The organism is Massilia sp. Mn16-1_5 (assembly GCF_004798585.1).
Classification (GTDB): Bacteria; Pseudomonadota; Gammaproteobacteria; order Burkholderiales; family Burkholderiaceae_D; genus Telluria.
In genome coordinates this window covers 26,833-50,037 of sequence record NZ_PPXQ01000004.1, presented here as the reverse complement: position 1 = coordinate 50,037, position 23,205 = coordinate 26,833, and the positions used below count along the sequence as shown (strand labels likewise).

At 65.4% G+C, this 23,205-nt stretch carries 24 protein-coding genes; 11 read left to right on the top strand and 13 right to left on the bottom strand.

What is annotated here, in order from left to right; all coding sequences use genetic code 11:
* Positions 1–131 precede the first annotated feature (131 nt).
* Positions 132–1,109, top strand: coding sequence for a tripartite tricarboxylate transporter substrate binding protein BugD (locus C2862_RS05575; protein ID WP_136219122.1), 978 nt, complete (start codon positions 132–134; stop codon positions 1,107–1,109).
* Positions 1,110–1,131: 22 nt separating this feature from the next.
* Here C2862_RS05575 and C2862_RS05570 read toward each other — a convergent pair whose 3' ends face one another.
* Genes C2862_RS05570 through C2862_RS05560 form a run of 3 tightly spaced genes read right to left on the bottom strand, consistent with a single transcriptional unit; the run spans position 1,132 to position 3,822 of the window.
* Positions 1,132–2,124 carry a tripartite tricarboxylate transporter substrate binding protein gene (locus C2862_RS05570; RefSeq protein WP_136219121.1) on the bottom strand — a complete coding sequence of 331 codons (993 nt, stop codon included), beginning with the start codon at positions 2,122–2,124 and terminating at the stop codon, positions 1,132–1,134.
* Positions 2,121–2,483, bottom strand: a complete 363-nt coding sequence (locus tag C2862_RS05565; RefSeq protein WP_136219120.1) for a hypothetical protein — start codon at positions 2,481–2,483, stop codon at positions 2,121–2,123. The genes C2862_RS05570 and C2862_RS05565 overlap by 4 nt, the downstream gene beginning before the upstream one ends.
* A complete protein-coding gene (locus C2862_RS05560; protein WP_136219119.1) occupies positions 2,470–3,822 on the bottom strand; it encodes an acyclic terpene utilization AtuA family protein in 1,353 nt (450 codons plus the stop codon). The genes C2862_RS05565 and C2862_RS05560 overlap by 14 nt, the downstream gene beginning before the upstream one ends.
* Before the next feature lie 148 nt (positions 3,823–3,970).
* Here C2862_RS05560 and C2862_RS05555 point away from each other — a divergent pair, with 148 nt between their 5' ends.
* Positions 3,971–4,894, top strand: coding sequence for a LysR family transcriptional regulator (locus tag C2862_RS05555; RefSeq protein ID WP_136219118.1), 924 nt, complete (start codon positions 3,971–3,973; stop codon positions 4,892–4,894).
* Between the two features lie 68 nt (positions 4,895–4,962).
* Here the strand turns inward: C2862_RS05555 and C2862_RS05550 are convergent, their stop codons facing one another.
* The 5 genes from C2862_RS05550 to C2862_RS05530 all read right to left on the bottom strand — a co-directional run bounded on the left by C2862_RS05550 (position 4,963) and on the right by C2862_RS05530 (position 11,366).
* The gene (locus tag C2862_RS05550) at positions 4,963–5,769 is read right to left on the bottom strand and encodes an enoyl-CoA hydratase/isomerase family protein (protein ID WP_136219117.1); all 807 of its coding nucleotides are present in this window, start codon (positions 5,767–5,769) and stop codon (positions 4,963–4,965) included.
* Between the two features lie 29 nt (positions 5,770–5,798).
* Positions 5,799–7,049 carry a benzoyl-CoA 2,3-epoxidase subunit BoxA gene (gene boxA, locus C2862_RS05545; RefSeq protein ID WP_136219116.1) on the bottom strand — a complete coding sequence of 417 codons (1,251 nt, stop codon included), beginning with the start codon at positions 7,047–7,049 and terminating at the stop codon, positions 5,799–5,801.
* A 55-nt stretch (positions 7,050–7,104) separates the two neighbouring features.
* Positions 7,105–8,532, bottom strand: a complete 1,428-nt coding sequence (gene boxB, locus C2862_RS05540; protein WP_136219115.1) for a benzoyl-CoA 2,3-epoxidase subunit BoxB — start codon at positions 8,530–8,532, stop codon at positions 7,105–7,107.
* Between the two features lie 22 nt (positions 8,533–8,554).
* Positions 8,555–10,213: a 2,3-epoxybenzoyl-CoA dihydrolase gene (gene boxC / locus C2862_RS05535; protein WP_136219114.1), complete on the bottom strand. Its 1,659-nt coding sequence runs from the start codon at positions 10,211–10,213 to the stop codon at positions 8,555–8,557.
* Positions 10,214–10,463: 250 nt separating this feature from the next.
* On the bottom strand, positions 10,464–11,366 hold the full coding sequence (locus tag C2862_RS05530) for a helix-turn-helix transcriptional regulator (protein ID WP_229467302.1): 903 nt from the start codon (positions 11,364–11,366) through the stop codon (positions 10,464–10,466).
* 209 nt (positions 11,367–11,575) lie between these two features.
* On the opposite strand from C2862_RS05530, the gene C2862_RS05525 reads away from it, so the two are divergent.
* The 8 genes from C2862_RS05525 to C2862_RS05490 all read left to right on the top strand — a co-directional run bounded on the left by C2862_RS05525 (position 11,576) and on the right by C2862_RS05490 (position 19,182).
* Positions 11,576–12,067: a DUF4863 family protein gene (locus C2862_RS05525; RefSeq protein WP_136219112.1), complete on the top strand. Its 492-nt coding sequence runs from the start codon at positions 11,576–11,578 to the stop codon at positions 12,065–12,067.
* A gap of 97 nt (positions 12,068–12,164) precedes the next feature.
* On the top strand, positions 12,165–13,754 hold the full coding sequence (locus C2862_RS05520) for a benzoate-CoA ligase family protein (RefSeq protein ID WP_136219362.1): 1,590 nt from the start codon (positions 12,165–12,167) through the stop codon (positions 13,752–13,754).
* Positions 13,755–13,761: 7 nt separating this feature from the next.
* Positions 13,762–14,547: an alpha/beta fold hydrolase gene (locus C2862_RS05515; RefSeq protein WP_136219111.1), complete on the top strand. Its 786-nt coding sequence runs from the start codon at positions 13,762–13,764 to the stop codon at positions 14,545–14,547.
* Between the two features lie 20 nt (positions 14,548–14,567).
* Positions 14,568–15,743: an ABC transporter substrate-binding protein gene (locus C2862_RS05510; RefSeq protein ID WP_136219110.1), complete on the top strand. Its 1,176-nt coding sequence runs from the start codon at positions 14,568–14,570 to the stop codon at positions 15,741–15,743.
* A gap of 64 nt (positions 15,744–15,807) precedes the next feature.
* Complete coding sequence (locus tag C2862_RS05505) at positions 15,808–16,680, top strand: branched-chain amino acid ABC transporter permease (protein WP_136219109.1); 873 nt, start codon at positions 15,808–15,810, stop codon at positions 16,678–16,680.
* A 2-nt stretch (positions 16,681–16,682) separates the two neighbouring features.
* Positions 16,683–17,705: a branched-chain amino acid ABC transporter permease gene (locus C2862_RS05500; RefSeq protein ID WP_136219108.1), complete on the top strand. Its 1,023-nt coding sequence runs from the start codon at positions 16,683–16,685 to the stop codon at positions 17,703–17,705.
* A complete protein-coding gene (locus C2862_RS05495) occupies positions 17,702–18,457 on the top strand; it encodes an ABC transporter ATP-binding protein (RefSeq protein WP_136219107.1) in 756 nt (251 codons plus the stop codon). The genes C2862_RS05500 and C2862_RS05495 overlap by 4 nt, the downstream gene beginning before the upstream one ends.
* A 23-nt stretch (positions 18,458–18,480) precedes the next feature.
* Positions 18,481–19,182, top strand: a complete 702-nt coding sequence (locus tag C2862_RS05490; protein ID WP_136219106.1) for an ABC transporter ATP-binding protein — start codon at positions 18,481–18,483, stop codon at positions 19,180–19,182.
* A 336-nt stretch (positions 19,183–19,518) separates the two neighbouring features.
* On the opposite strand, the gene C2862_RS05485 is transcribed toward C2862_RS05490, so the two are convergent.
* The 5 genes from C2862_RS05485 to C2862_RS05465 are packed head-to-tail and all read right to left on the bottom strand — an operon-like array spanning position 19,519 to position 22,292.
* Positions 19,519–20,220, bottom strand: coding sequence for an MBL fold metallo-hydrolase (locus tag C2862_RS05485; protein ID WP_136219105.1), 702 nt, complete (start codon positions 20,218–20,220; stop codon positions 19,519–19,521).
* A 35-nt stretch (positions 20,221–20,255) separates the two neighbouring features.
* Positions 20,256–21,047 carry a sulfite exporter TauE/SafE family protein gene (locus C2862_RS05480; RefSeq protein ID WP_136219104.1) on the bottom strand — a complete coding sequence of 264 codons (792 nt, stop codon included), beginning with the start codon at positions 21,045–21,047 and terminating at the stop codon, positions 20,256–20,258.
* Between the two features lie 28 nt (positions 21,048–21,075).
* Entirely contained in the window at positions 21,076–21,513 is a 438-nt protein-coding gene (locus C2862_RS05475; RefSeq protein ID WP_136219103.1) for a DUF6691 family protein, read from the bottom strand.
* Between the two features lie 18 nt (positions 21,514–21,531).
* Complete coding sequence (locus C2862_RS05470) at positions 21,532–21,963, bottom strand: YeeE/YedE family protein (protein WP_136219102.1); 432 nt, start codon at positions 21,961–21,963, stop codon at positions 21,532–21,534.
* The gene (locus tag C2862_RS05465; protein WP_136219101.1) at positions 21,960–22,292 is read right to left on the bottom strand and encodes a metalloregulator ArsR/SmtB family transcription factor; all 333 of its coding nucleotides are present in this window, start codon (positions 22,290–22,292) and stop codon (positions 21,960–21,962) included. The genes C2862_RS05470 and C2862_RS05465 overlap by 4 nt, the downstream gene beginning before the upstream one ends.
* Positions 22,293–22,392: 100 nt before the next feature.
* On the opposite strand from C2862_RS05465, the gene C2862_RS05460 reads away from it, so the two are divergent.
* A complete protein-coding gene (locus C2862_RS05460; RefSeq protein WP_168710009.1) occupies positions 22,393–22,755 on the top strand; it encodes a TIGR01244 family sulfur transferase in 363 nt (120 codons plus the stop codon).
* The last annotated feature ends 450 nt before the right edge of the window (positions 22,756–23,205 follow it).

The following is a 23,205-nucleotide window of genomic DNA, read 5'->3' as shown; positions in this document are numbered from 1 at the left end:
CCATGCCGTTCCTTGATCCTGGCATCAGGAAATGCTATTTCACATTCGCTCCCATAAGCTCCTACGATGGTTGGACAAAGAGGTAACAAGGGATCGTCCCGGATCCCGATCAACCTGTCGAGGAGACGCCGATGTTGAAGAAACTGATTGCCGCCGCTGCCACCACCACTGCCCTGCTCGCTTCCGGTTCCCTTCTGGCGGCCGATTTCCCGGACAGGACCGTCACCATGGTCATTCCGTTCGCAGCCGGCGGGCCGACCGACACGATTGCCCGCATCGTGGCCCAGACCATGGCGAAGTCGCTCAAGCAGCCCGTCGTCGTCGAAAACGCCACCGGCGCCGGCGGCACGCTTTCCGCCGGCAAGGTCAAGCGCGCCGAGCCGGACGGCTACACGCTGCTGCTGCATCACAACGGCATGGCCACCAGTCCCGCCATGTACCGCAAGCTGGCCTTCAATCCGCTTACCGATTTCGAATACGTCGGGCAGGTGGCCGACGTGCCGATGGTGCTCGTGGCGCGCAAGGACCTGCCGCCGAACAACCTCAAGGAACTGATCGACTACGTCAAGGCGAACAAGAGCAAGCTCACCATGGGCAACGCCGGCCTGGGCGCCGTCTCGCACCAGTGCGGCATGCTGTTCCTCAGTGCGATCGGCACGCCGCTCACGACCGTCCCCTACAAGGGCACGGCACCGGCCATGAACGACCTGCTGGGCGGCACGATCGACCTGCTGTGCGACCAGACCACGTCGACCACGTCGCACATCCGCGCCGGCAAGGTCAAGGTGTATGGTGCGACGACGAAAGCGCGGGTCGCCTCGCTGCCGAACATCCCGACGCTCGCCGAGCAGGGCATGAACGGCTTCGAGATGTATGTGTGGCACGGCCTGTATGCGCCGAAAGGCACCCCGAAGCCGGTGATCGCGAAGCTCGGCGCCGCCTTGCGCGAGGCGCTGGCCGATCCGAACGTGAAGTCCAAGTTCGCCGACCTCGGCGCGGAAACCGTGCCGGCGGAAAAAGCCACGCCCGAGGGACTGCAGGCGCACCTGAAGGCGGAGATCGACAAGTGGGGGCCGATCTACAAGAAGGCGGGCGCGTTCGCGGACTGAAGCCGCGCTTCTATTCCTTTCTCTATTCCTTTTCGATCCCCGCCTTGCGGATGATCTCGCCCCACTTCTTCGATTCCGCCAGCTGGAACCGGGTCAGCTCCTCGGGCGAGGTCAGGAAGATGCTGGTGCCGCTCAGCGCATAGAAGCCGCTGTGCGCGGTCGGGCTCTTTGCGGCGCGGGTCAGCAGCTCGTTGAGCCGGGCAACCACCGGCGGCGGCGTCTTCGCCGGCGCATAGGCGGCGAACCAGTAGCCCACGTCGTAGCCCTTGACGCTCGCTTCGGCGATCGTCGGCACGTCCGGCAGGAGCGGCGAGCGCGTGCTGCCCGAGTAGCCGAGCGCCCGCAGCTTGCCACTCTTGATGTGCGGCAGGCCGGTCGCGGTATCGGTGATCATCATCTGGATCTGGCCGCCCAGCAGGTCGGTCACCGCATAGGTATTGCTCTTGTAGGGCACGTGCAGCAGCTGCACGCCGGCCATCTGCTGGAACAGTTCGCCCGCGACTCTGCTCGAGGAACTGCCGCTGCCGAAGCTGACCTTGCCCGGTTCCTTCTTCGCCAGGGCGATGAAGCTGCCGACGCTGGTTACCGGCGACGCCGCATTCACCACCATGATCTGCCCTCCCTTGCCGAGCGCGGTGATCGGGGCGAAGCTCTTGACCGGATCGAAGGGCACCGATTTGTACAGGTGCTCGGCCGCGGCGTGGGTCGTGTTGGTCGCGATCAGGACCGTGTAGCCGTCCGGCGCCGCGCGCGCCGCCTCGTTGGCGCCGATAAAACCGTTGCCGCCGGGCCGGTTGTCGACAATGACCTGCTGCTTCGTCTCCAGCGTGATCGCCTGCCCCAGCGCGCGCGCCAGCTGGTCGGTGGCGGTGCCGGCGGCAAAGGGCACGACGAAGCGGATCGGTTTTTCCGGGAAGCCGGCGGCGGCCGCAGTGCCCGAAGCTGTGGCCGTGAATGCCAGGCAGAGGGCCGGGATGGCGCGGATGGCCACCTTCGGCAGCTTGGTGAAGCTCATGACAGGTCTCCTTGAAGTCGTTCTTGTGATGGTGGGGTGAATTCTGCTGCTGCCTGGTCGGGCAACTCGAGGGCGAGCATTGCCGAGCTTAGGGTCTTGCCGTGGGCGTCCAGGGCCAGCGAGCGGGTGACGCCGCCGCTCAAGGCCTGGTGCAGGACGAAGTTCAGGGCGCCGAGCGCCGGCAGCGCATAGCGCCGCACTTCGCCTGCCGCGATCCCGGCGAAATGCGCCTTCACGCGCTCGGCGGTGAGCCAGTGTTCCAGCAGCGGGTAATCCTTCGGGTCGTAGGCGATCACGGAGATATTCGAGATATTTCCCTTGTCGCCGGCCCGTGCATGGGCAATCTCACGCAGCAGCATGGTCGCTCTCCTCGAAGTGGACGGATGGATGGACGGCGCCTCGCGGCAGCAAAACCGACACCACGGCGACGATATCGCGCGCCGACTTGAAGGCGCCGCCGCCGCCGGCCGGGCCGCAGGTGTACAGGCTTTCCACTTCGTTGGCGATGCGGACCGCTTCGCCCAGGCTGTCGGTGCGCCCGGCAACGCGGATGCGCACCTCGTACGGTTCGCGCTCGGAGGCTGCCAGGCGCTCGCCGTGCATGGCGTTCAGGCCCACGATATCACAGCGCAGCTCGCTCGCCTGCACGCCGGTGATCCGCAGCCGCTCCTCGACGATCGCCAGCGCCAGGCGCGCCCGCGCCAGGGCGCCGGGACCGGCATACGACATCTGGCCTTCGCCGACATAGCTGTCGACGTAGCCGACCGAGACCTTCAGCGTATCCGGCCGCGGATGGCCTGTGGCGCCGCTGACCCGCACCCGGTCGGGGCCGATCTCGACGACTTGCACGTTCGAGAAATCGGCCACCACGTCCGGGGTCAGGTAGGCGCGCGGGTCATGGATCTCGTAGAGCAGCTGCTCCTTGCAGGTGGCGGCCGTGACCTGGCCGCCGCTGCCGGGCACCTTGGTGATCACGACCGTGCCGTCTTCGCCCACCTCGCCGATCGGGAAACCCAGCCGCGCCAGGCCGGCGACGTCCTTGTAGCCGGGATCGGCGAAATAGCCGCCCGTGATCTGCCCCGCGCATTCCAGCAGATGTCCCACCAGCGTGCCCTGCCCCAGCCGCTCCCAGTCGTCCATGGCCCAGCCGAATTCGTGGATGAGGGGCGCCAGCACCAGCGCGGGATCGGCGGCGCGCCCGGTGATCACGACGTCGGCCCCGCCGGCGAGCGCATCGACCAGCGGCCCTGCTCCGAGATAGGCGTTGGCCGACAGCAGGCGCGCGCCGAAGCGCTCCACCGGCTGGCCGGTGTCGTCGGCGTAGCCGCCGGCGCGCACCTTGTCCAGCACGTCGTCGCCCACGACTGCCGCGACCTTCAGGGCATGCAGGCCCAGCGAGCGCGCGATCTCGCGCACCTTGGCGGCGGCGGCCAGCGGATTGGCCGCGCCCATGTTGGTGACGATGCGGATGCCTTTCGCACTGCACAGCGGCAGCACGGCATGCATGCGCTCCGCCAGCAGCGGATCGTAGCCCGCGGCGGGGTCAAGCATGCGGGCGCGCTGGGCCAGCGCGATCGTGCGCTCGGCCAGGCACTCGAAAACGAGATAGTCGATATCGCCCTTCTCCGCCAGCTCCACGGCCGGCTCGAGGCGGTCGCCGGAATAACCGGCGCCGGCGCCGATCCTGATTCGTTTCATCGCTGCTCTCCTGAATATGCAGGCCGCCCCACTGCGTCAAATCAGGAGCGGCAGGTCCCAGTGTGGCGCCGCCGATTCATAAAGTACAATGGTAAGTTCGGATCGATTGATTCGATAAACCGATGAATCGGGTGAGCGTGTGCCTGCGATGACGACCAATATTTCGACCCGGCTGCTGTACGCCTTCGTGGCGCTCGAGGAATCGCGCCACTTCACGCGCGCGGCCGAACGCTGCCATACCTCGCAGCCGGCCTTCAGCGCGATGATCCGCAAGCTGGAAGACGCGGCCGGAACCCGGCTGTTCGAGCGCGACACGCGCAAGGTCACGCTGACGCCGGAAGGCGAACTGTTTTCGGAGGTGGCGCACTCGCTGATCGCCGACATCGAAGCCGCTTTCGACGACATGGCTGACTACGTCGCGCGCAAGCGCGGACGGGTCTCCATCGCGGCCCTGCCCTCGCTGGCGGCGCGCGCGCTGCCGGCGGTGATTGCCGAGTACCGGCGCCTGTATCCCGGCGTGGCCGTGTCGCTGCACGACGCGTTGTCGGACCAGTGCCTGTCGCTGCTACGCCAGCGCAAGGCCGACCTGGTGCTGACCGCGCCCGGCACGGAGTTGGCCGAGTTCGAAACGCGGGTGCTGGGCAGCGATCCGTTCTACCTGGTATGCCGGCGCGACCACCCGCTGGCGAAGAAGCGCCGCGTCCGGCCGACGGATCTCTCCGGCCAGCCCATCATCCATCTCGCCAAGTCGTCGAGCGTACGCCAGTATGTCGACCTGCTGCTGCGCGATGTGGCGGCCGTGCATTCCGGCTTCGAGGTGGAACACCTGGCGACGGTGGCAGGCCTCGTGGAGCAAGGCCTCGGGGTGAGCCTGGTCCCGGAACTGACGCTGTTCCAGTTCCGCCTGCTGGACCTCGCCGCCATTCCCCTGCAAACGCAGGCGCAGACGCGTCCGATCCTGGTGGTCAGGCGCAAGGACGAAACACTGTCGATTGCGGCCGCGGGCATGCTCGAGCTGATCGAGCAGCGCATCGGGCCGGGCGCCGTTCGCAGCAAGACCACGGCGCCCTGAATGCGCCCTGGCGCCCGGGATCGGCCACGGCCATCACCGGAACGAGACTGGCAGCGATCCGGCGACTGTCATCGGGCGCCGCCGAAGACCGGACTGCGCTTTTCCTTGATCGCCGCCACGCCCTCGCGCGCGTCAAGCCCGCCGAAGTCCATGAACTCGGCGCCGAGCGACGCCTCGAAGGCGGGCCAGGCCGCATGCAGCCAGCCGTTCAGCGCGCGCTTGGTGCCGGCGAGTGCCGAAGCGCTGCCGCTTGCCAGGCGCTGCGCGATGCTCAATGCCTCGTCCTGCAATGCCTCGGCGTCCACCGCGCGGCTGACCAGGCCGATGCGCTCGGCCTCCTCTCCGCTGACGACATCGCACAGCAGCAGGTAGTATTTGGCTTTGGCCATCCCGCACAGCAGGGGCCAGATCGCCACCGCGTGATCTCCCGCGGCCACGCCCAGCTTGGTGTGGCCGTCGATCAGCTTGGCGTTGCGCGCGGCGACCGGGATGTCGGCCATCAGCGCCACCGCCAGGCCGGCGCCGACCGCCGCGCCGTTGATGGCGGAGACGATGGGCTTGCCGCAGTCGATCATGCCGCGCACCAGGTCGCGCGCCTCGCGCATCACGCGGGCACGCGCCGCTTCGGATTCCAGCATTTCTTCCACCATCGCCATCTCGCCGCCGGCGCAAAAGCCCTTGCCTTCGCTGCGCACGAGGATGACTTTGACCTTGGGATCGGCATCGAGCGCGCGCCAGATCGTGCCCAGCGCGGCATGGCCGGCGATGTCGGTGACGGGCATCGTGCCCTCGGGGCCGAAGACGAGGTGGGCGATCCCCTGCGGGTCGACGAAGACGCGGAAGCTTTTGGTATCGACGGCGATGTCACGATTCATGCAGATTCCTCATCAATAAGTGGCTTTATTCAGTACGTTTCGACATGAAAGCGTCCTTCGGCCACCATGCGCGCCTGCAGGGACGGCCAGTCGATGCCGGCTTGCGCGCAGACCTCGCCCAACGCTTCCAGCACCCCGGTCTCCATGCCCTTCAGGCCGCAGATATACAGGTAGGTGTCGCCGGAAAGCAGCTGCGCGACCGATGGGCCGGCGGCGCGGATCTTGTCCTGGACGTAGGCTTTCGGCTGGTCCGGCAAGCGCGAGAAGGCCAGGTGCATGTCGATGAAGTCGGCCGGCAGTTTCAGCAGCGGGCCGAAATACGGCAACTCGGCCGGGTTGCGGGCGCCGAAGAACAGCATCAGCTTGCCGTCATGCGGTTTGCCGGCCGCGTACATGCGGCGCCGGTGTTCGGTCATGGCGCGCATCGGCGCCGAACCGGTGCCGGTACAGATCATCATGATGTTCGAGCCGGCGTGGTTCGGCATCAGGTAGTTCACGCCGAAGGGTCCGGCCACCTGCACTTGTGCCCCCTTGGGCAGGTCGCACAGGTAGTTGGAAGCGACGCCCTGCACAGGCTGGCCGGCGTGGTCTTCGACGACGCGCTTCACCGTCAGGGCCAGGTTGTTGTAGCCGTCGCGCTCGCCGCCGCGCGCGCTGGCGACCGAGTACATGCGCATGTAGTGCGGCTTGCCGTTCTCGTCGACGCCGGGCGGGATGATGCCAATCGACTGGCCTTCCAGGATCGGAAACATCTGCGTGCCGAAGTCGAGCACGATGTGGTGAATGTCGCTGGCGGCGTCCGGCGCCGTCAGGCGGTAGTTGCCGGCGACCGTCGCCTGCACCGGGTTCTTCAGCGTGTAGAGGTGGGCGTACGGGTGGGCGGCCGACCAGGGCGGAATCGGCGAGGACACGGAGGTCGCGGCATTCGCCTGCACGGTTTCCTCGGCGACCGCGCCGGCCGCCTCGTTCGCCGCTTCCATCTGCTCGAGCAGCGGTTCCGGATGCGACTGCTGCGGCGGCAGCTCGTCCCAGCTGAACTGCTCCGCCAGCGGATAGGCGGCGGCCTTCGGCACCATGTGCCAGTGGTCGATGGCGCCGGTCGGGCAAGGCGAGACGCAGTTGCCGCATGCGTTGCAGATGTCGGCGTCGACCACGTAGTTGCGGCTGTCGTGGGTGATCGCGTCGATCGGACAGGTCTCTTCGCAGGTATTGCAGCGGATGCAGACTTCGGGATCGATCAGGTGCTGGCGGATCAGGGCGATCGGTACGGGTGCGTTCATGGCTGGCTCGCTTCGAAAAAACGGACCGGGTCGCGCCCGGTCCAAAACAGACACTTCAGTTGAAACGGACGTACTCGAAGTCGATCGGCTGCTTGTTGATGCCCACCGGCGGCGGCGCGATCCAGTTCGCCATCTTGCCCGGCTCGATCACGCGGCCCATCAGCGAGGCGACGTAGGCGCGGTCTTCCTCGCTCGGCAGCCAGTTGCGCTCGTTCGCCGCCCATTCGGCTTCCGACAGCACGCGGCCGTCCGGCGAGACGCGGTGGCCGGCGAAGCCGCCGATGTGGCGGTTGAATGCCTTGTTCGGTGCGCTGAGGCGGAACGGCAGGCCGGCCTTTTCGATGACGCGGTTCCAGCGGCCGATGCCGGCGATCGAATCGCGGATGAAGTCGTCGCGCAGCACCTCGTTCAGCGAGTTCAGCATCGGCACTTCGCGCTCCTGCAGCTTGCCGTCGGCGATTTCCAGGATGCGGTAGTGCTGGCCCTTGAGCAGGTGGTCGTCGTCGCGCTTGGTTTCCTCGTAGCGGCCCTTCAGGCCCGAGCTGTAGAAGGTGGCCGCGTTCGAAGACTGGTCGGCGCCGAACAGGTCGACCGTCACGCTGAAGTGGAAGTTCAGGTAGCGCTGGATGGTCTGCAGGTCGATCACGCCGAGCGCGCGCACCTGGGCCGGGTCTTCCACGCCGTGCTGGCGCATCACGTCCACCGTGCGCTGGATCACGCGCGCCACGCCGGATTCACCCACGAACATGTGGTGCGCCTCTTCGGTCAGCATGAAGCGGCAGGTGCGCGACAATGGATCGAAGCCCGACTCGGCCAGGGCGTTCAGCTGGAACTTGCCGTCGCGGTCCGTAAAATAGGTAAACATGTAGAAGGCCAGCCAGTCCGGCGTCTCTTCGTTGAAGGCCTCGAGGATGCGCGGGTTGTCCTGGTCGCCCGAGTTGCGATGCAGGAGCGCTTCGGCTTCCTCGCGGCCGTCGCGGCCGAAGTACTTGTGCAGCAGGTACACCATGGCCCACAGGTGGCGGCCCTCTTCCACGTTAATCTGGAACAGGTTGCGCATGTCGTACTGCGAGGGCGCGGTCAGGCCCAGGTGGCGCTGCTGCTCGACCGAGGCCGGCTCGGTGTCGCCCTGGGTGACGATGATGCGGCGCAGGTTGGCGCGGTGCTCGCCGGGCACGTCCTGCCAGGCGGCGCGGCCCTTCTCTTCGCCGAAGTTGATCTTGCGGTCGTTCTCGGCCTGGGCCAGGAAGATGCCCCAGCGGTAGTCCGGCATTTTCACGTGGCCGAAATGGGCCCAGCCGTCCGGCGTGGTGCTGACCGCGGTGCGCAGGTAGACATCCATCTGGTTCGAGCCGTTCGGGCCCATGTCGTTCCACCATTGCAGGTAGTTCGGCTGCCAGTGTTCCAACGCGCGCTGCAGGGTCTTGTCTTCCGAGAGGTTGACGTTGTTCGGGATCTTGTCGGTGTAGTTAATCGAGCTCACGGTGATTTCCTCAGATTGGTTTTCAGACGCGGTTGAAATCGAACTGGGCCTTGTTGCCCGAACCGTAGACCTTCAGTGCGCCCAGCTCGCCGACGGCGTTGGGGCGGATGAAGATCCAGTTCTGCCATGCAGACAGACGCCCGAAGACCCGGGTTTCCATCGTCTCGCGGCCGTTGAAGCGCAGGTTCGCTTCCATGCCGCTCAAGGCGTCGGGCGACATGCTGGCCCGCTCTTCCAGCGCGATGCGGGTCTCGTCCGGCCAGTCGATGTCGTCGCTGGCGAAGGTCACGAGGCCGATGCTTTGCGCCTCGTCGGCGTCGAGCAGGTGGCCTTGCGTTGCGCGCACCGCCGCGATCGGCGCTTCCTCTTCATAGAAGCGGCGGGCGATACGCGACTGGCTGCTTACCATCGGCAGGCGGCCGAAGTTCATCTCGCTCACGCCGATCTTCGGCGCTTTTTCCGGCTCGTCCGGCAGCGCCAGCATGTAGATGCGGTCGGCGGCCAGCGCCACTTCCAGCAGCGAGCCGGCGAAGCAGGAACCCTCTTCGATGAAGGCGAACAGCGAACGCGAGGAGACGTCCAGGCGCGCCAGCGTGCGGCGCATCAGGCCGACCGTTTCGCGCACCAGCCAGTTGTCGGCGTTGGCGACCAGGGTTTCGTCCACGGCCAGCACCGTGTGCGGGTCGCCGCTGCTCTTCAGGATCCAGGTGCCGATGTCGGTTTCGTTGGTGCGCAGGTGCAGGATCGCGTCGTCGAGTTCGCGCGTCATCTGCAGTGGCCACCACTTGATGCCGGCCGCTTCGATGCCGGCCGCGTCCGTCGGCTGGGCCGCTTTCGGCGCACGCACGGTGAGCGTCGCGTTACGGGCTGCGCGGTCGATCTTGATGCTCACGTATTCATAGTCGATCGCATCCGGCGTCTGCGTGCGTTCGAGCGGAGTAAGCTTCACGCCGTTGGCCTGGCTTGGACGGCGGCTCGCTGCGGCCAGCGCCTGGGCACGCTGCTGGACGACCTGGGCGAACTGGGCCGGCTTGGCGACTTCGTCGACCAGGCGCCAGTCCTTGGCCTTCTGGCCGCGCACGCCTTCGGAGGTGGTGCAGAAGATGTCGGCCAGGTCATGGCGCACTTTGCGCTTGTCGGTCAGGCGGGTCAGGCCGCCCGTGCCCGGCAAGACGCCCAGCAGCGGCACTTCCGGCAGGCTGACGGACGAGGAACGGTCATCCACCAGGATGATCTCGTCGCAGGCCGCCGCCAGCTCGTAGCCGCCGCCGGCGCAGGCGCCATTGACGGCCGCGACGAACTTCAGGCCGTCGTGGCGGCTGGAGTCTTCCAGGCCGTTGCGGGTCTCGTTGGTGAATTTGCAGAAGTTGACCTTCCAGGCGTGGCTCGATTTGCCGAGCATGAAGATGTTCGCGCCCGAGCAGAAGATGCGGTCTTTCGAGCTGGTGACGACGACGGTCTTCACCGTCGGATGCTCGAAGCGGATGCGCTGGACGGCGTCGTGCAGTTCGATGTCGACGCCGAGGTCGTAGGAGTTGAGCTTCAGCTTGTAGCCTTCCCTGAGGCCGGCGTCCTCGTTGATGTTCATGGTCAGGGTGGCGATCTCGCCATCGACTGACAGGGTCCAGTGCTTGTAGCGCTCTGGAGAAGTGGCGTAATCGACTTGCGGCGAGGTGCTCATTTGATATGTCCCCTGGTGAAATATGGTGCATTCTTGAAGCGGTAGATGCACTTTATTGCAGCTCAAGGGGCATGTCAAGAAAAAAACTGCATTTGTCGGTTGGCGCGTACCGTAGGGCGGGCATGCCCGCCGTGATATGTGGCGGGCAGACCATCGTGCGCGATATCGGGGCCGGTGCGTATCCGGCGGGCATGCCCGCCCTACAAAAAAAAGCCGGCGCGAAGGCCGGCTCTGTAGAAAGCATAGAGCTTTAGCGCATCACGTTATCCCGCAACTGCTCCAGCAAGGCCACATACGCCGTCTCCTGCGTCATATCGCTCGTATCGAAGGACAAGTCCGCCTTCGAATAAAACGCCGCGCGGCTCTCGAGAATGCTTTTCAGGTCTTCCATCGCCTCGCGATTACCCATCATCGGCCGCGTATCGCCCTGGGCCAGCACGCGCGCCATGTGGTCCTTTGGAGCGGCCTTGACCCAGACCGTGTAGCAGTGCGACAGCAGCAGGTTGTAGGTGGCCGGATCGGAGACGATGCCGCCCGGGGTGGCGATCACGGCGCGCGGGTAGCGGCCGATGATGTCCTCGAGGGCGCGGCGCTCGTAGCGGCGGTAGGCGTTCGGGCCGTAGAGCGCGTGAATCTCGGCGATGTCGCAGCCGGCCAGGATCTCGACCTCGCGCCCGAGCTCGACGAAAGGCACCATCCAGTAGTCCGCCAGCATGCGTCCCAGGCTCGACTTCCCTGCCCCGCGCAGGCCGATCAGGGCGATGCGCTGGCGCCGCGCGCCTTCGCTGGTCGGGGCGTCGAACAGGCTGGCCAGCGCCGCGCGCGCCTGGGCCAGCTCCTCGTCGCTGCGGCCGCGCAGGATCTCGCGGATCATCAGCCATTCCGGGGAGGTCGCGGTCTCGTCGCCGATCATCTCGGCCAGCGTGCAGTTGAGGACGGTGGTGATCTGGCGCAGCAGCTGGATCGAGGCGTTCCCGACGCCCGACTCGACGTTCGCCAGGTGGCGCTCGGAAACGTCGGCCAGCTTGGCCAGGGCTTTCCTGGTCAAGCCGCGCCGCGAGCGCAAGGCGCGCAGGCGCTCGCCGAGCGCGATCAGGAACGGATCTTTTTCTTCTTCGGACACTGGTGCCGTGCTGAGCTGTGCTGCTGTCATTCTCGATTCCATTGAAGGGGCAATGTTCCGTGGCAGGAACAGGGTGCCGATTATCGCAAAAGCGAGTGCATGTGACGAGGCCGCACATGAAATATAACTCAAACAAGGCTTGACGTATGCAAGATATTACACCTACACTCCGATCAAAAGCACTATATCTCCGCTTCTTCCGACATGCAGTTTGTTGCACTCAAACTTAGGGGTTGTCGATGGACGTTTCAGCTTTTCAGCAACTGGTGTCGCGGGTGACGGAAGAAATCGCCGGCATCCCACTCGGTTCCGCACTCGAATCCCACCTCAACGCGCAGCACGGCGCCGGCACCGACCTGTACGAACAGCTATTCGACGCCTGCAAGGCGGGTGTGCGCGACGGCTGGCTATGCAATCGCGAAGGCGGCGGCATCCGCTACGGCCGGGTGCTCAAGGCCAGCGAGGCCACCCACGGTTTCAGCGTCGACGTGGTCGACATGCAAGACATCGCCGGCCCCCATCACGTGCATCCAAACGGCGAGATCGACCTGATCATGCCGTTGACCGCCGACGCCTGCTTCGACGGACGCCCGGCCGGCTGGTGCGTGTACGAAGCCGGCAGCGCCCATGCGCCGACCGTCACCCGCGGCCGCGCGCTGGTGCTCTACCTGCTGCCGCAGGGCGCGATCCAGTTTTCACCTGCAAGCACATCCGACACCGCCGCTGCCTGAAGCGCGCGCTGCAAGACCAGATGCACCCGGCCCCGGCCGGCATGTTTTTCCATACAAGACACGGGACGTGCACGGCGCGATCCCGCTGAAGGAGACCATGATGGATTACGAAAGCAGTGTCGGTTCACAGCAACTCGCGCAGCAGTTCAACTTCGCGCAGCACATCCTGGCCCTGAACGCGGGCCGCGCCGACAAGCTTGCCTATATCGACGACAGGGAGCACATCACCTACGGACAGCTCGACCGCCGCGTGCGCAGCTTTGCTGCAGCCCTGCTGGCGCGCGGCATCCAGCCCGAGCAGCGCGTGCTGCTGGTGATGCAGGATACCGTCGACCTGCCGGTGGCCCTGCTGGGCGCGATGTTCGCCGGCGTCATCCCGGTACCGGTGAATACCCTGCTGCCGGCCACGGACTATGCCTACATGATCGATCACAGCCGCGCACGCGCCGTGATCGCCAGCACGCCGCTGCTGCCCTGCGTGCGTGAAGCGTTGGCAGCGGCGCGCGGTAAGCCCGAACTGATCGTCGCGGGAGACCATGACGGCTCGCTGCCGACTGTCGGCGCCATGCTCGACACCGCGCCGCTGGCGCCCGAAGCCTATGCCGACACCTGCGCCGACGACTTCGCCTTCTGGCTGTATTCCTCGGGTTCCACCGGCCGTCCGAAAGGCGCGGTCCACTCGCACGCCAACCTGTTCTGGACGGCCGAGCTGTATGCCAAGCCGGTGCTCGGCATCCGCGAGGACGACATCGTCTTCTCCGCCGCCAAGCTGTTCTTCGCCTACGGCCTCGGCAATGCCCTGACCTTCCCCTTGAGCGTGGGCGCGACCGTGGTGCTGATGGCCGAGCGTCCGACGCCGCCGGCCGTGTTCAAGCGCTTGACGACGCACCGCGCCACCGTCTTCGCCGGCGTGCCGACCCTGTACGTGGCCATGCTGGCCTCGCCGGACCTGCCGCCGCGCGAACAGGTCGCGCTGCGCGTCTGCGCCTCGGCCGGCGAAGCGCTGCCGCGCGAAGTCGGCGAAGCCTTCCGCAAGCACTTCGGCTGCGACATCCTCGACGGCCTCGGCTCGACCGAGATGCTGCACATTTTCGTGTCGAACCGCGCCGGCGACGTCCATTACGGCAGCTCCGGCCTGCCGGTGCCAGGCTACGATGTCGAGCTGCGCGACGAGGACAACCATCCTGTCGTCGCCGGCGAGATCGGCGACCTCTACGTGCGCGGCCCCAGCGCGGCCCTGCTCTACTGGAGCAACCGCGAAAAGAGCCGCAGCACCTTCCAGGGCGAATGGCTGAAAAGCGGCGACAAGTACAGCCGCGACGAGCAGGGTTATCTCACCTATGCCGGGCGCAGCGACGACATGCTGAAGGTGAGCGGCCAATACGTCTCGCCGATCGAGGTCGAGGCCGCGCTCACCGCGCATCCCGCCGTGCTCGAATGCGCCGTCGTTGGCAAGATCGATGGCGACGGGCTGACCAAGACCGCGGCCTACGTGGTGCTGGGCCAGGGCCGCGAGCCCGAGGACAGCCTGGCTGACGAACTGAAGGCCTTCGTGAAGGGACGCCTGGCGCCGCACAAGTATCCGCGCGAGCTGGTCTTCGTGCCCGACCTGCCGAAGACGGCGACCGGCAAGATCCAGCGCTACCGCCTGCGCGATCAAGCCAATGCGGCAGCCAATGCGGTCTGAGGCGGGCATGTCTGCATTCGCGCACCTGAGCCTCCAAGGCGCGCCCGTGCGCCTTGAATACCAGTGGGTCGGCGTACCCGATTCAACGCACCCGACCGTCGTCTTCCTGCACGAGGGTCTCGGTTCGATCGCGCTGTGGAAGGATTTTCCCGAGCAGCTGTGCCGGGCCGCCGGCATGCGCGGCCTGGTCTTCTCGCGCGAAGGCTATGGCCGCTCGACGCCGCGTCCGCATGAGCAGCGCTGGCCGGTCGGCTTCATGCACCGCCAGGCCTGGGAGGTGCTGCCGGCGCTGCTGCAGGAGCTCGGGATCGACCAGCCCTGGCTGTTCGGCCACAGCGACGGCGCCTCGATCGCGCTGCTGCATGCGGCACGCTTCCCGGTGGCGGGACTGATCGTCGCCGCGCCCCACATCATCGTCGAAGACATCTCGGTCGAGTCGATCGAGCAGGCACGCGAGGCTTATCTGGCAGGCGGCCTGCGCGAGCGCCTGGCGCGCTACCACGAGGACATCGACTCCGCCTTCTGGGGCTGGAACGACATCTGGCTCGATCCCGCCTTTCGCGCCTGGGACATCCGTGAGCATCTCCCCGCGATCACGGCGCCGCTGCTGGCAATCCAGGGCGAGGACGACGAGTATGGCACACTGGAACAGATTTACGGTATCGCGAGACTGGCGCCCCAGACGCAACTGCTCGTGCTGCCGCAATGCGGTCACTCGCCCCACCGTGACCAAGCCGGGAGGCTGATCGACGCGGCCACTCGATTCATGACCGGCATCGACCGGGCACATTAAAAACATCAGGAGACAACGCCATGACCCTTTCAGCCACTTTGCGTACGACCGCCGCCGCGGTTGCCCTGTTCACCGCCAGCCTCGCCGGCGCCCAGGGCAATGCCCCGCTCAAGGTCGGTTTCATGCTGCCCGCGACCGGCACCTATGCCAACCTCGGCACCATGATCGAAAACGGCTTCAAGCTGCACGTGCAGGAACAGGGCGGCAAGCTCGGCGGCCGCGAAGTCCAGTACTTCAAGGTCGACGACGAATCCGATCCGGCCAAAGCGGCCGACAACGTGAATAAACTGATCAAGCGCGACAAGGTCGACGTGCTGGTCGGTACCGTTCACTCGGGCGTGGCGCAGACCATGGCCAAGGCGGCCAAGGAGAGCAACACCATCCTGATCATCCCGAACGCGGGCGCCGACCTGATCACCGGCCCGATGTGCGGCCCGAACATCTTCCGCACCTCGTTCTCGAACTGGCAGCCGGCCTTCGCCATGGGTAAGGTGATGGCCGAGCGCGGCCACAAGAAGGCGATGACCGTCACCTGGAACTACGCGGCCGGCCAGGAGTCCGTCAAAGGATTCGCCGAAGCGTTCGAAAAGGGCGGCGGCAAGGTCGTGGGCAACCTGACGCTGCCCTTCCCGAACGTCGAATTCCAGGCGCTGCTGACCCAGATCGCTTCCGAAAAGCCGGATGCCGTCTACGTCTTCTTCGCCGGCGGCGGCGCCGTCAAATTCGTCAAGGACTACGTGGCCGCGGGCCTGAACAAGACCATTCCGCTGTACGGCGCCGGCTTCCTGACCGACGGCACGCTGGAGGCGCAAGGCGCCGCCGCCCAGGGCCTGTACACCACCCTGCACTACGCCGACAAGCTGAACACCCCGAAGGACAACGCCTTCCGCCAGGCCTTCATGGCCGCCTACAAGAGCGACGGCGACGTGTACGCGGTGCAGGGCTACGACGCCGCCCAGCTGCTCGCGACCGGCATGAAGAGCGTCGGCGGCGACTTCAGCGGCAAGCGCGACGCCATGCTGAAAGCCATGCACACGGCGACCATCGACAGCCCGCGCGGCAAGTTCACCCTGTCGGCTGCGAACAATCCGGTGCAGGACATCTACCTGCGCCAGGTGTCGGGCACCGACAACGTGGTGAAAGGCGTGGCGATCAAGGGCCTGGCCGATCCGGCACGCGGCTGCCGTCCGTTCTAAGTTAGTTGTTCCGCCGCCGCGCAGGTCGCGGCGGCGCCGCTTCAACCCTTGCAAGAAGAACGCGATGGATATATCGACTTTCCTGGTGCAGTGCCTGAACTCCGTCCAGTACGGCCTGCTCCTGTTCCTGGTCGCCAGCGGCCTGACGCTCATTTTCGGGATCATGGGCGTGATCAACCTGGCGCACGGCAGCTTCTACATGATCGGCGCCTACATGGCCTATGTGCTGGCGCCCCTGTTCGGCGACAACTTCATCATCATGCTGCTGGCGGGGATGCTGCTGTCCGCGATCTTCGGCTTCCTTCTCGAGTGGGTCTTCTTCAGCTTCCTGTACGGGCGCGACCACCTGCAGCAGGTCCTGATGACGTATGCCTTGATTTTAGTATTCGAGGAGCTGCGCAGCATTTTGGTCGGCAACGAGGTGCACGGCGTGAAGGCGCCGGAGTGGCTGTCGGGCGGCGTCTCGCTGGGCGGGGTGATGACCTATCCCGTGTATAACCTGTTCGCATCGGGCGCCTGCCTGGTGGTCGCCTTTGCCCTGTATTGGGTGGTGAACCGCACCCGCCTGGGCATGATGATCCGCGCCGGCGCCAGCAACCGCGACATGACGCGCGGCCTCGGCATCAATATCCGCCTCCTCTACCGCGCCGTGTTCGCGGGCGGCGTGGCGCTCGCCGCGCTGGCCGGCATGATCGCCGCGCCCGCCGCCTCGGTCTATCCGGGCATGGGCGGCAGCGTCCTGATCATGTGCTTCGTGGTGGTCGTCATCGGCGGCATCGGCTCGATTTCTGGGGCCCTGATCGCGGCCCTGCTGGTCGGCTTCGTCGACACCTTCGGCAAGGTCTTCTTCGCCCAGCTGGCCGGCATCGGCGTCTACGTGCTGATGGCGGTGATCCTGATCTGGCGTCCGCAGGGCTTGCGCAACAAAGGATTCTGAACATGCATACCTCCGCCCTTCCCCGCGTCGCCGGCGCCCAGCCGGCGCTACGCCGCTCGCACGGCTGGCTGGTGCCGGTTGCTGTCGCCGTGCTGCTGGCCTTTGCGCCGCTGGTGCTGGAAACCTATTACCAGGACCTGGTGATGAAGATCGTGATCTACGCGATCTTCGCCTTGAGCCTGGAGCTGCTGGCCGGGACCACGGGCCTGGTCAGCCTCGGGCACGCCGCCTTCTTCGGCCTTGGCGCCTACGTCACCGCGCTGGCCGCGCCCCAGTACGAAGCGGGCAATCCGGTCCTGCTGCTGGCCCTGGCGATGCTGGCGGCCGCCGTCTATGCGCTCTTCGTCGGCGCCCTCAGCCTGCGCACGAAAGAGGTGTATTTCATCATGGTGACGCTGGCCTTTGCCCAGATGGCCTATTTCGTCTTCCACGACACGCCGATCGGCGGCGGCAGCGACGGCATGTACCTGATGATGCGTCCCGTGCTGGCGGTCGGCGGCACGACCCTGATCGACTTCGAACAGCCACGCCACCTGTACTTCGTTGCGCTCGGCCTGCTGGTGCTGTGCTACGCCTTCCTGGCGCTGGTGCTGCGCTCGCGCTTCGGGCACGCCCTGACCGGCATCCGCATCAACGAGCAGCGCATGCGCGCGGCCGGCTTCCAGACCTACCGCTACAAGCTGGCGGCCTTCGTGCTGGCCGGCGCGCTGGCCGGCGTGGCGGGTTTCCTCTACGTGTCGAAGAACGGCGTGGTCAATCCTGAACTGCTGTCCTGGCACGAGTCGGGCGCGGTGCTGATGATGATCATCCTGGGCGGCCTCGGTTCCCTGCGCGGCGCCGTGATCGGCGCGGCGGCCTTCGTGCTGCTGAAGGAATTCTATTCGTCCGAAGCCCTGCTCGGTCCTGCGATTGCCGGCCGCTGGCAGCTGACCCTGGGCCTGACCATGATCGCGTTTGTTGCGCTGATGCCGAAGGGCCTGATCGGGATCGGGCGCAGTCTCACCTTCAAGCGGAGAAAAGCATGAACACCACGCCCCTGATGCAGGCGACCGGCCTGACACGCCGCTTCGGCGGCCTGGTTGCGGTCGACGGCGTCTCGATCGACCTGCACCGCGGCCAGGTCCACGCCGTGATCGGCACCAATGGCGCCGGCAAGTCCACCCTGATCAACCTGCTGTCCGGCGAGATCCCGCTGTCCTCGGGCGAGATCCGCCTGGCTGGCCGCGACATTACGGGCCTGTCGCAGCCGCGCCGCGCCCGTTCCGGGGTCGGCCGCAGCTACCAGCGCACCACGATCTTCCCGACCTTGCCGGTGCTGGAAAACTGCCGTCTCGCCGCGCAGGCCGCGCAGCAGCGCCCATGGACACTGTGGGAAGGCGCCCAATCCTGCCGCGCCAGCCTGGAAGCGGCGCGCGCCGCGCTGGACGCCGCCGGCCTGGCCGATGCCCAGCACCTCCCGGCCGGCAGCATGAGCCACGGCAAAAAGCGCCAGCTGGAGATCGCCATGTGCCTTGCCACCGCGCCCCAGGTGCTGCTGCTGGACGAACCGCTGGCCGGGATGGGCTTTGAAGAGAGCGAACGCATGCTGTCCATGCTCGAGCGCCTGCGCCTTGATCACGCCATCCTGCTGGTCGAGCACGACATGGACGCCGTGTTCCGCGTGGCCGATTGCATCACGGTGATGGTCAACGGCGCCGTGATCGCCAGCGGCTCCCCCGAATCCGTACGTTCCAGCCCGGAGGTGCAGCGCGCCTACCTGGGCGAAGGCCATGCTTAACTTTTACGAAGACGAGGCCCGCCTTGCTGCAGATTAGCTCACTCAATACATACTACGGCGACAGCCACATCCTGCAAGGCGTGGACCTGGCGATCGCGCCCGGCACCGCCGTCGGCCTGCTGGGCCGCAACGGCATGGGCAAGACCACGCTGATCCGCTCGCTGATGGGCTATGTGCCGGCGGCGTCGGGAAAAGTCGCGTGGCAGGGCCGCGACGTCACCGGCTGCCCGCCCGAACGGATGGCACGCCTCGGCATCGGCTACGTGCCCGAGGGCCGCGGCATTTTCCCCAACCTGTCGGTGCGCGAGAACCTGGTGATGAGCGCGCGCCGCGGGCCCACTGGCCGCAACGATTGGACTTACGAGCGGGTACTGGACACCTTCCCGCGCCTGGCCGAGCGCCTCGACAACGGCGGCAACCAGCTCTCCGGCGGCGAGCAGCAGATGCTGTCGATCGGCCGCGCGCTGATGACCAATCCCGACCTGATGATCCTGGACGAGGCCACCGAAGGCCTGGCGCCGCTGATCGTGGCCGAGATCTGGAAGGTGATCGCCCGGATCGGCACGACCGGGATCAGCACCCTGATCGTGGATCGCAATTACCACGCCGTGCTCTCGCATACGGATTCGGCGGTGGTGCTGGAAAAGGGACAGGTGGTGGCGGGCGGCAGCTCGGCGGATCTGCTGGCGCAGCCGGAGACGCTGGCGCGCTATCTCGGGGTCTAAGGAGGAGATATGCGCAAAACGCATGTCTGGCATTCCAAATGAAAAGTGGACGAATATGCTGTGGCGCAGCATACTGCACCTGTCTCCTCCAACTCTCCTCAGAAAAGAATTGGATTCAAGCCCACCCGCGAAGGTGGGCTTTTTTTTCGCGATTTAACTTAGGCGACGCGTTGGGGCCACAACGGCACAAAACAAGCCGCTAACCGCCCCGAAGCGGACGTTGCCAAGTTGCCGCTTCGATGCATTGGCTGCCGCACATAGTCTATAGATGCTGGACACGACCTCGAAGCGTTGGCGGAAGATCATGGCCTTACCGCCTGCGTGGATGGATTGGAGTCAGGCGCCGTGCGGCAGGCCGAGGTTCTGGTTGGCCGGCACGGCGACGTCGATCAGCTTCGGCTTGGGCAAATTCAGTTCGCTCATCAGCTTGCGGAAATCTTCGCGGCTGCGATTGGCCAGACGGACGTTGTGCCGCTTTTCCCAGCCGATCGTCGAGACTGCCTGGCCCTTGTAGTCGTGCCCCGGCCACATGCGCGTTTCATCCGGCAGCGCAAACAATTTCGCAGTCACGCTGTCGTAAAGCGCGTCGCTACTGCCGCTCTGGAAATCGGTGCGGCCGCAGCCGTCGATCAGTAGCGTATCGCCGGTGAATGCGTTGCCGCGCCAGACATAGCTCATGCTGCCGGCAGTGTGGCCCGGCGTATGCAGTACCTTGATTTCCTCGGCCTCGCCAAAGCGGATGACGTCGCCATCATTCAATTGCAGTTCGGCTGGCGCGATTCCGCAGCCGCTCGGCACCGCCGCCTGCGCGCCGGTCAGTTCACGCAGCTTGCCGGCGGAAGTGACGTGATCGGCGTGTGCATGCGTTTCCAATACATAGACCAGTTGCAGTCCCAGGCGCTCCAGGTGGCGCAGGTCGCGTTCCCAGTGGTGGTCGACCGGATCGATGATGACCGCCTGGTTCGACCCCGGCGCCGTCAGGATATAGGTGAAGGTCGACGATTCGGTATCGAACAGCTGGATGGGATTCAGGTTCATCTTGGTTTCCTCGATAAATGGTAACGGGACTTGTTTTACGACACTGCCTTGACGATCATCGCGATGGCGACAAGGGCGGAGACGAATGCAAAACCCTTCTGCAACTGCGGGCCGGCGAGACGGGAGGCAAGCGAGCGGCCACCGAGCATTCCCGCCAGCGCACCGGCCGAAAACGGCAGGGCAAGCGCCCAGTTCAGATGGCCGCTGGCGGCGGTAGTGGCCACGCCCATCAGCGAAATCAGGGCGATGACGGCCAGCGAGGTCGCGACGGCCGATTTCATCGGCAGGTCTGTATAGCGTTGCAAGGCCGGCACCATGACGAAGCCGCCGCCTACGCCGAGCAGCCCGGACAGCAGGCCGGCCATGCCCCCTGACAGGCTCATGGCCACGGCGCACGGGCGGGTCCAGATAAAGCGGCCGGACTCGCCGTTCCGCTTGCACACGACATGCTCGGCGGTGGTGGCAGAGCCCTTCCCGGACGCCTGCCTGAACGTTTTTAAAGCGACCAACAGCAGCACCAGCGCGAACAGCACGGCCAGCCAGCGGCCATCGATTTGCCGGGCTGCCCACAGGCCGGCCGGCGAGAGCAGCATGCCGGTGGCTGCGATCAGCACCGCGGCGCGGTAGCGTACGATCCCGGCACGCAGGCCCAGTACCGCCCCCAGCGCCGCAGCCATGCCGACCGCCATCAACCCGATCGGCCCAGCCTCTGCAACGCTGGCGCCCGTTCCAAAAATCAGCAGTGGGACGGCCAGGATGCCGCCGCCGGCGCCGGTCAGGGCGAGGATCAGTCCCACCACCAGGCCAAGTCCGACACTGGTCAGCATGCCAGCCTCCGGTTTTTCCTGTTCATGTTCAGGCCTTGCCCGGTGTGCGTGCGGCGGAGATCCGCTCAAGCACCTCGAACAGCGCCATACCGGCCAGCATCGCCAAGGTGAAGAGCAATGCCTTGTCTCCGCCGGAAGCGAGCGACGCGAGAGCCGGACCGGGGCAGTATCCACCCAATCCCCAACCGGCCCCAAAGGCGAGCGAGCCGAGCACAAGGCGGCGGTCGATGGCTGTCGCCGTCGGCAGGCGCATTGGTTCACCAAGGAACGAACGTTTGCGGTTGCGGGCGAGGCCAAAGGCGAACCCCCCCACCAGGATCGCTCCACCCATCACGAAGCCGAGCGACGGGTCCCAGCTCCCGGCGAGGTCAAGAAAGCCGACGACCTTGGCGGGATTGGTCATGCCAGAGACGATCAGGCCAATGCCGAACAGGAGGCCGACCAGTAATGCCATGAAGATTTGCATGTCGATTCCTTCAAATGTTCAATTTAAGACGTGGCGTACGAGGTAGACCGTGACGAAGCCGGCGAACATGAATGCCGCCGTCGCGACGAGCGATCGGGGCGACATGCGTGAAATGCCGCAGACCCCGTGGCCGCTGGTGCAGCCTGCGCCGTAACGCGTGCCGACACCGACCAGCAGGCCCGCCGCCACCAGCGTGCCGGCGCCGGCATCGACCGTCACCTCGGGCAGCGTTGCGAACAGGCCGTACACGATCGGGGCGGCAATCAGGCCAGCCAGGAAGGCGACGCGCCAGCCAATGTCGCCACGCACCGGGCGCAGCAGACCGCCCAAGATGCCGCTGATGCCGGCGATCCTGCCGTTCAACAGGATGAAGGCCGCCGCGGCCAGTCCGATCAGCACGCCGCCGGCAAGCGCAGCCTGCGGCGTGAAATGTACCCAGTCAATCGTCATTTCGTTTCTCCTTTGCCTGGCTGGCAGAACAACTCATACAGGACCTGCATGATCGCCGTGGCTTCGTGGCTGTCGATGTTGTAGAAAATTTGCTTGCCTTCGCGCCTGGTGCTGACGAGACCTTCCTCGCGCAGTACCCCAAGCTGCTGGGACAGCGTTGGCTGCTGGATTTGCAGCAGCGTTTCGAGCTCGCTGACGCAAAACTCGCCTTGTGTCAGTTGGCAAAGCAGCAGCAACCGATCGGGGTTGCCCAGTACTTTCAGCAGGCCGCAGGCTTGAGCCGCCGCAGATTGCATCGCTTGCAAGTCCAGTTTTTGTCCATCGCTCATCGTGAATCCTTCTTGTGTTTCGTTATCCCTGGGGATATTATATGCATCGACGATCTATATTTCAATAGATTGTTGTTGAATGCCACGAACAGGAGATCACATGAGCATCCGTTACCTTGATAAGAACTTTGCGATTACCTCGCAAGTGTCGCCTGAATCCTTGCCTGGGCTGCGCGACGCGGGTCTTGCCACCATCATTTGCAATCGCCCCGACGGCGAGGCTGGCGACCAGCCAGCGTTCGCCGCGGTGGCAGAGCAGGCGGCCGCGTGCGGCGTGCAAGCGCATTACTTGCCGGTCGTGCCTGGAAAGATCACCCCGAGCGATGTCGAGGCTTTTGCCGCGCTGTATGCCGACTCGCCCAAGCCCGTATTGGCCTACTGTCGAACAGGACTGCGTGCCGAGACCCTGTGGCAGCTCTCGGAAGGCCTTCGGAATGGTTCGCAAAAAATCAAAGAACAATAAGCTTGGCGCCTGGATCGTCGCGAAATCGTCGTTGGGCAACAGGGTGCTAGCGATCTTAGGTGTCGTTCAGTAAATTGCTGTACATAGAGTTCGTAGCGCGCATTAGTGGTCGAACACGGATGACTCCAAGTTGGCACTGCGTCAACGATTGAGTGAAGCGGCTCTGGTACGCGTGCGTTGGGGCTAACCATTGCGTTCATGTGCTGTGGATAAAGGCCAATCGCCAGCAAGCTAGCAAGTACTGCGGTCGAGTTCAGCTTCCATAACCTCTGCTATTGACCGGTTGCGGGCCTATTGCAGATGTTACTGATCGCAGCTGGCTAACCAGCCTTCAGTATCTCGATGATTGCCAAGCCCAACTGCATCGAATCGGTCCTTGCCGTCGCCTGGCTGCACCCCGAGCCAAGCGGCGCACCAGCAATGGCTTCGTGTTTGCCACCTGTCCATGAA

What these genes read in the sequence shown, in the direction of transcription:
- C2862_RS05500 (WP_136219108.1), top strand. Translation starts at nt 16,683, where the DNA reads ATGCATACCTCCGCCCTTCCCCGCGTCGCCGGCGCCCAGCCGGCGCTA.
- C2862_RS05560 (WP_136219119.1), bottom strand. Translation starts at nt 3,822, where the DNA reads ATGAAACGAATCAGGATCGGCGCCGGCGCCGGTTATTCCGGCGACCGC.
- C2862_RS05485 (WP_136219105.1), bottom strand. Translation starts at nt 20,220, where the DNA reads ATGAACCTGAATCCCATCCAGCTGTTCGATACCGAATCGTCGACCTTC.
- C2862_RS05565 (WP_136219120.1), bottom strand. Translation starts at nt 2,483, where the DNA reads ATGCTGCTGCGTGAGATTGCCCATGCACGGGCCGGCGACAAGGGAAAT.
- C2862_RS05460 (WP_168710009.1), top strand. Translation starts at nt 22,393, where the DNA reads ATGAGCATCCGTTACCTTGATAAGAACTTTGCGATTACCTCGCAAGTG.
- C2862_RS05525 (WP_136219112.1), top strand. Translation starts at nt 11,576, where the DNA reads ATGGACGTTTCAGCTTTTCAGCAACTGGTGTCGCGGGTGACGGAAGAA.
- C2862_RS05480 (WP_136219104.1), bottom strand. Translation starts at nt 21,047, where the DNA reads ATGCTGACCAGTGTCGGACTTGGCCTGGTGGTGGGACTGATCCTCGCC.
- C2862_RS05475 (WP_136219103.1), bottom strand. Translation starts at nt 21,513, where the DNA reads ATGCAAATCTTCATGGCATTACTGGTCGGCCTCCTGTTCGGCATTGGC.
- boxC (WP_136219114.1), bottom strand. Translation starts at nt 10,213, where the DNA reads ATGAGCACCTCGCCGCAAGTCGATTACGCCACTTCTCCAGAGCGCTAC.
- C2862_RS05570 (WP_136219121.1), bottom strand. Translation starts at nt 2,124, where the DNA reads ATGAGCTTCACCAAGCTGCCGAAGGTGGCCATCCGCGCCATCCCGGCC.
- C2862_RS05575 (WP_136219122.1), top strand. Translation starts at nt 132, where the DNA reads ATGTTGAAGAAACTGATTGCCGCCGCTGCCACCACCACTGCCCTGCTC.
- C2862_RS05515 (WP_136219111.1), top strand. Translation starts at nt 13,762, where the DNA reads ATGTCTGCATTCGCGCACCTGAGCCTCCAAGGCGCGCCCGTGCGCCTT.
- C2862_RS05530 (WP_229467302.1), bottom strand. Translation starts at nt 11,366, where the DNA reads ATGACAGCAGCACAGCTCAGCACGGCACCAGTGTCCGAAGAAGAAAAA.
- C2862_RS05555 (WP_136219118.1), top strand. Translation starts at nt 3,971, where the DNA reads ATGACGACCAATATTTCGACCCGGCTGCTGTACGCCTTCGTGGCGCTC.
- C2862_RS05510 (WP_136219110.1), top strand. Translation starts at nt 14,568, where the DNA reads ATGACCCTTTCAGCCACTTTGCGTACGACCGCCGCCGCGGTTGCCCTG.
- C2862_RS05550 (WP_136219117.1), bottom strand. Translation starts at nt 5,769, where the DNA reads ATGAATCGTGACATCGCCGTCGATACCAAAAGCTTCCGCGTCTTCGTC.
- C2862_RS05495 (WP_136219107.1), top strand. Translation starts at nt 17,702, where the DNA reads ATGAACACCACGCCCCTGATGCAGGCGACCGGCCTGACACGCCGCTTC.
- boxA (WP_136219116.1), bottom strand. Translation starts at nt 7,049, where the DNA reads ATGAACGCACCCGTACCGATCGCCCTGATCCGCCAGCACCTGATCGAT.
- C2862_RS05465 (WP_136219101.1), bottom strand. Translation starts at nt 22,292, where the DNA reads ATGAGCGATGGACAAAAACTGGACTTGCAAGCGATGCAATCTGCGGCG.
- C2862_RS05520 (WP_136219362.1), top strand. Translation starts at nt 12,165, where the DNA reads ATGATGGATTACGAAAGCAGTGTCGGTTCACAGCAACTCGCGCAGCAG.
- C2862_RS05505 (WP_136219109.1), top strand. Translation starts at nt 15,808, where the DNA reads ATGGATATATCGACTTTCCTGGTGCAGTGCCTGAACTCCGTCCAGTAC.
- C2862_RS05470 (WP_136219102.1), bottom strand. Translation starts at nt 21,963, where the DNA reads ATGACGATTGACTGGGTACATTTCACGCCGCAGGCTGCGCTTGCCGGC.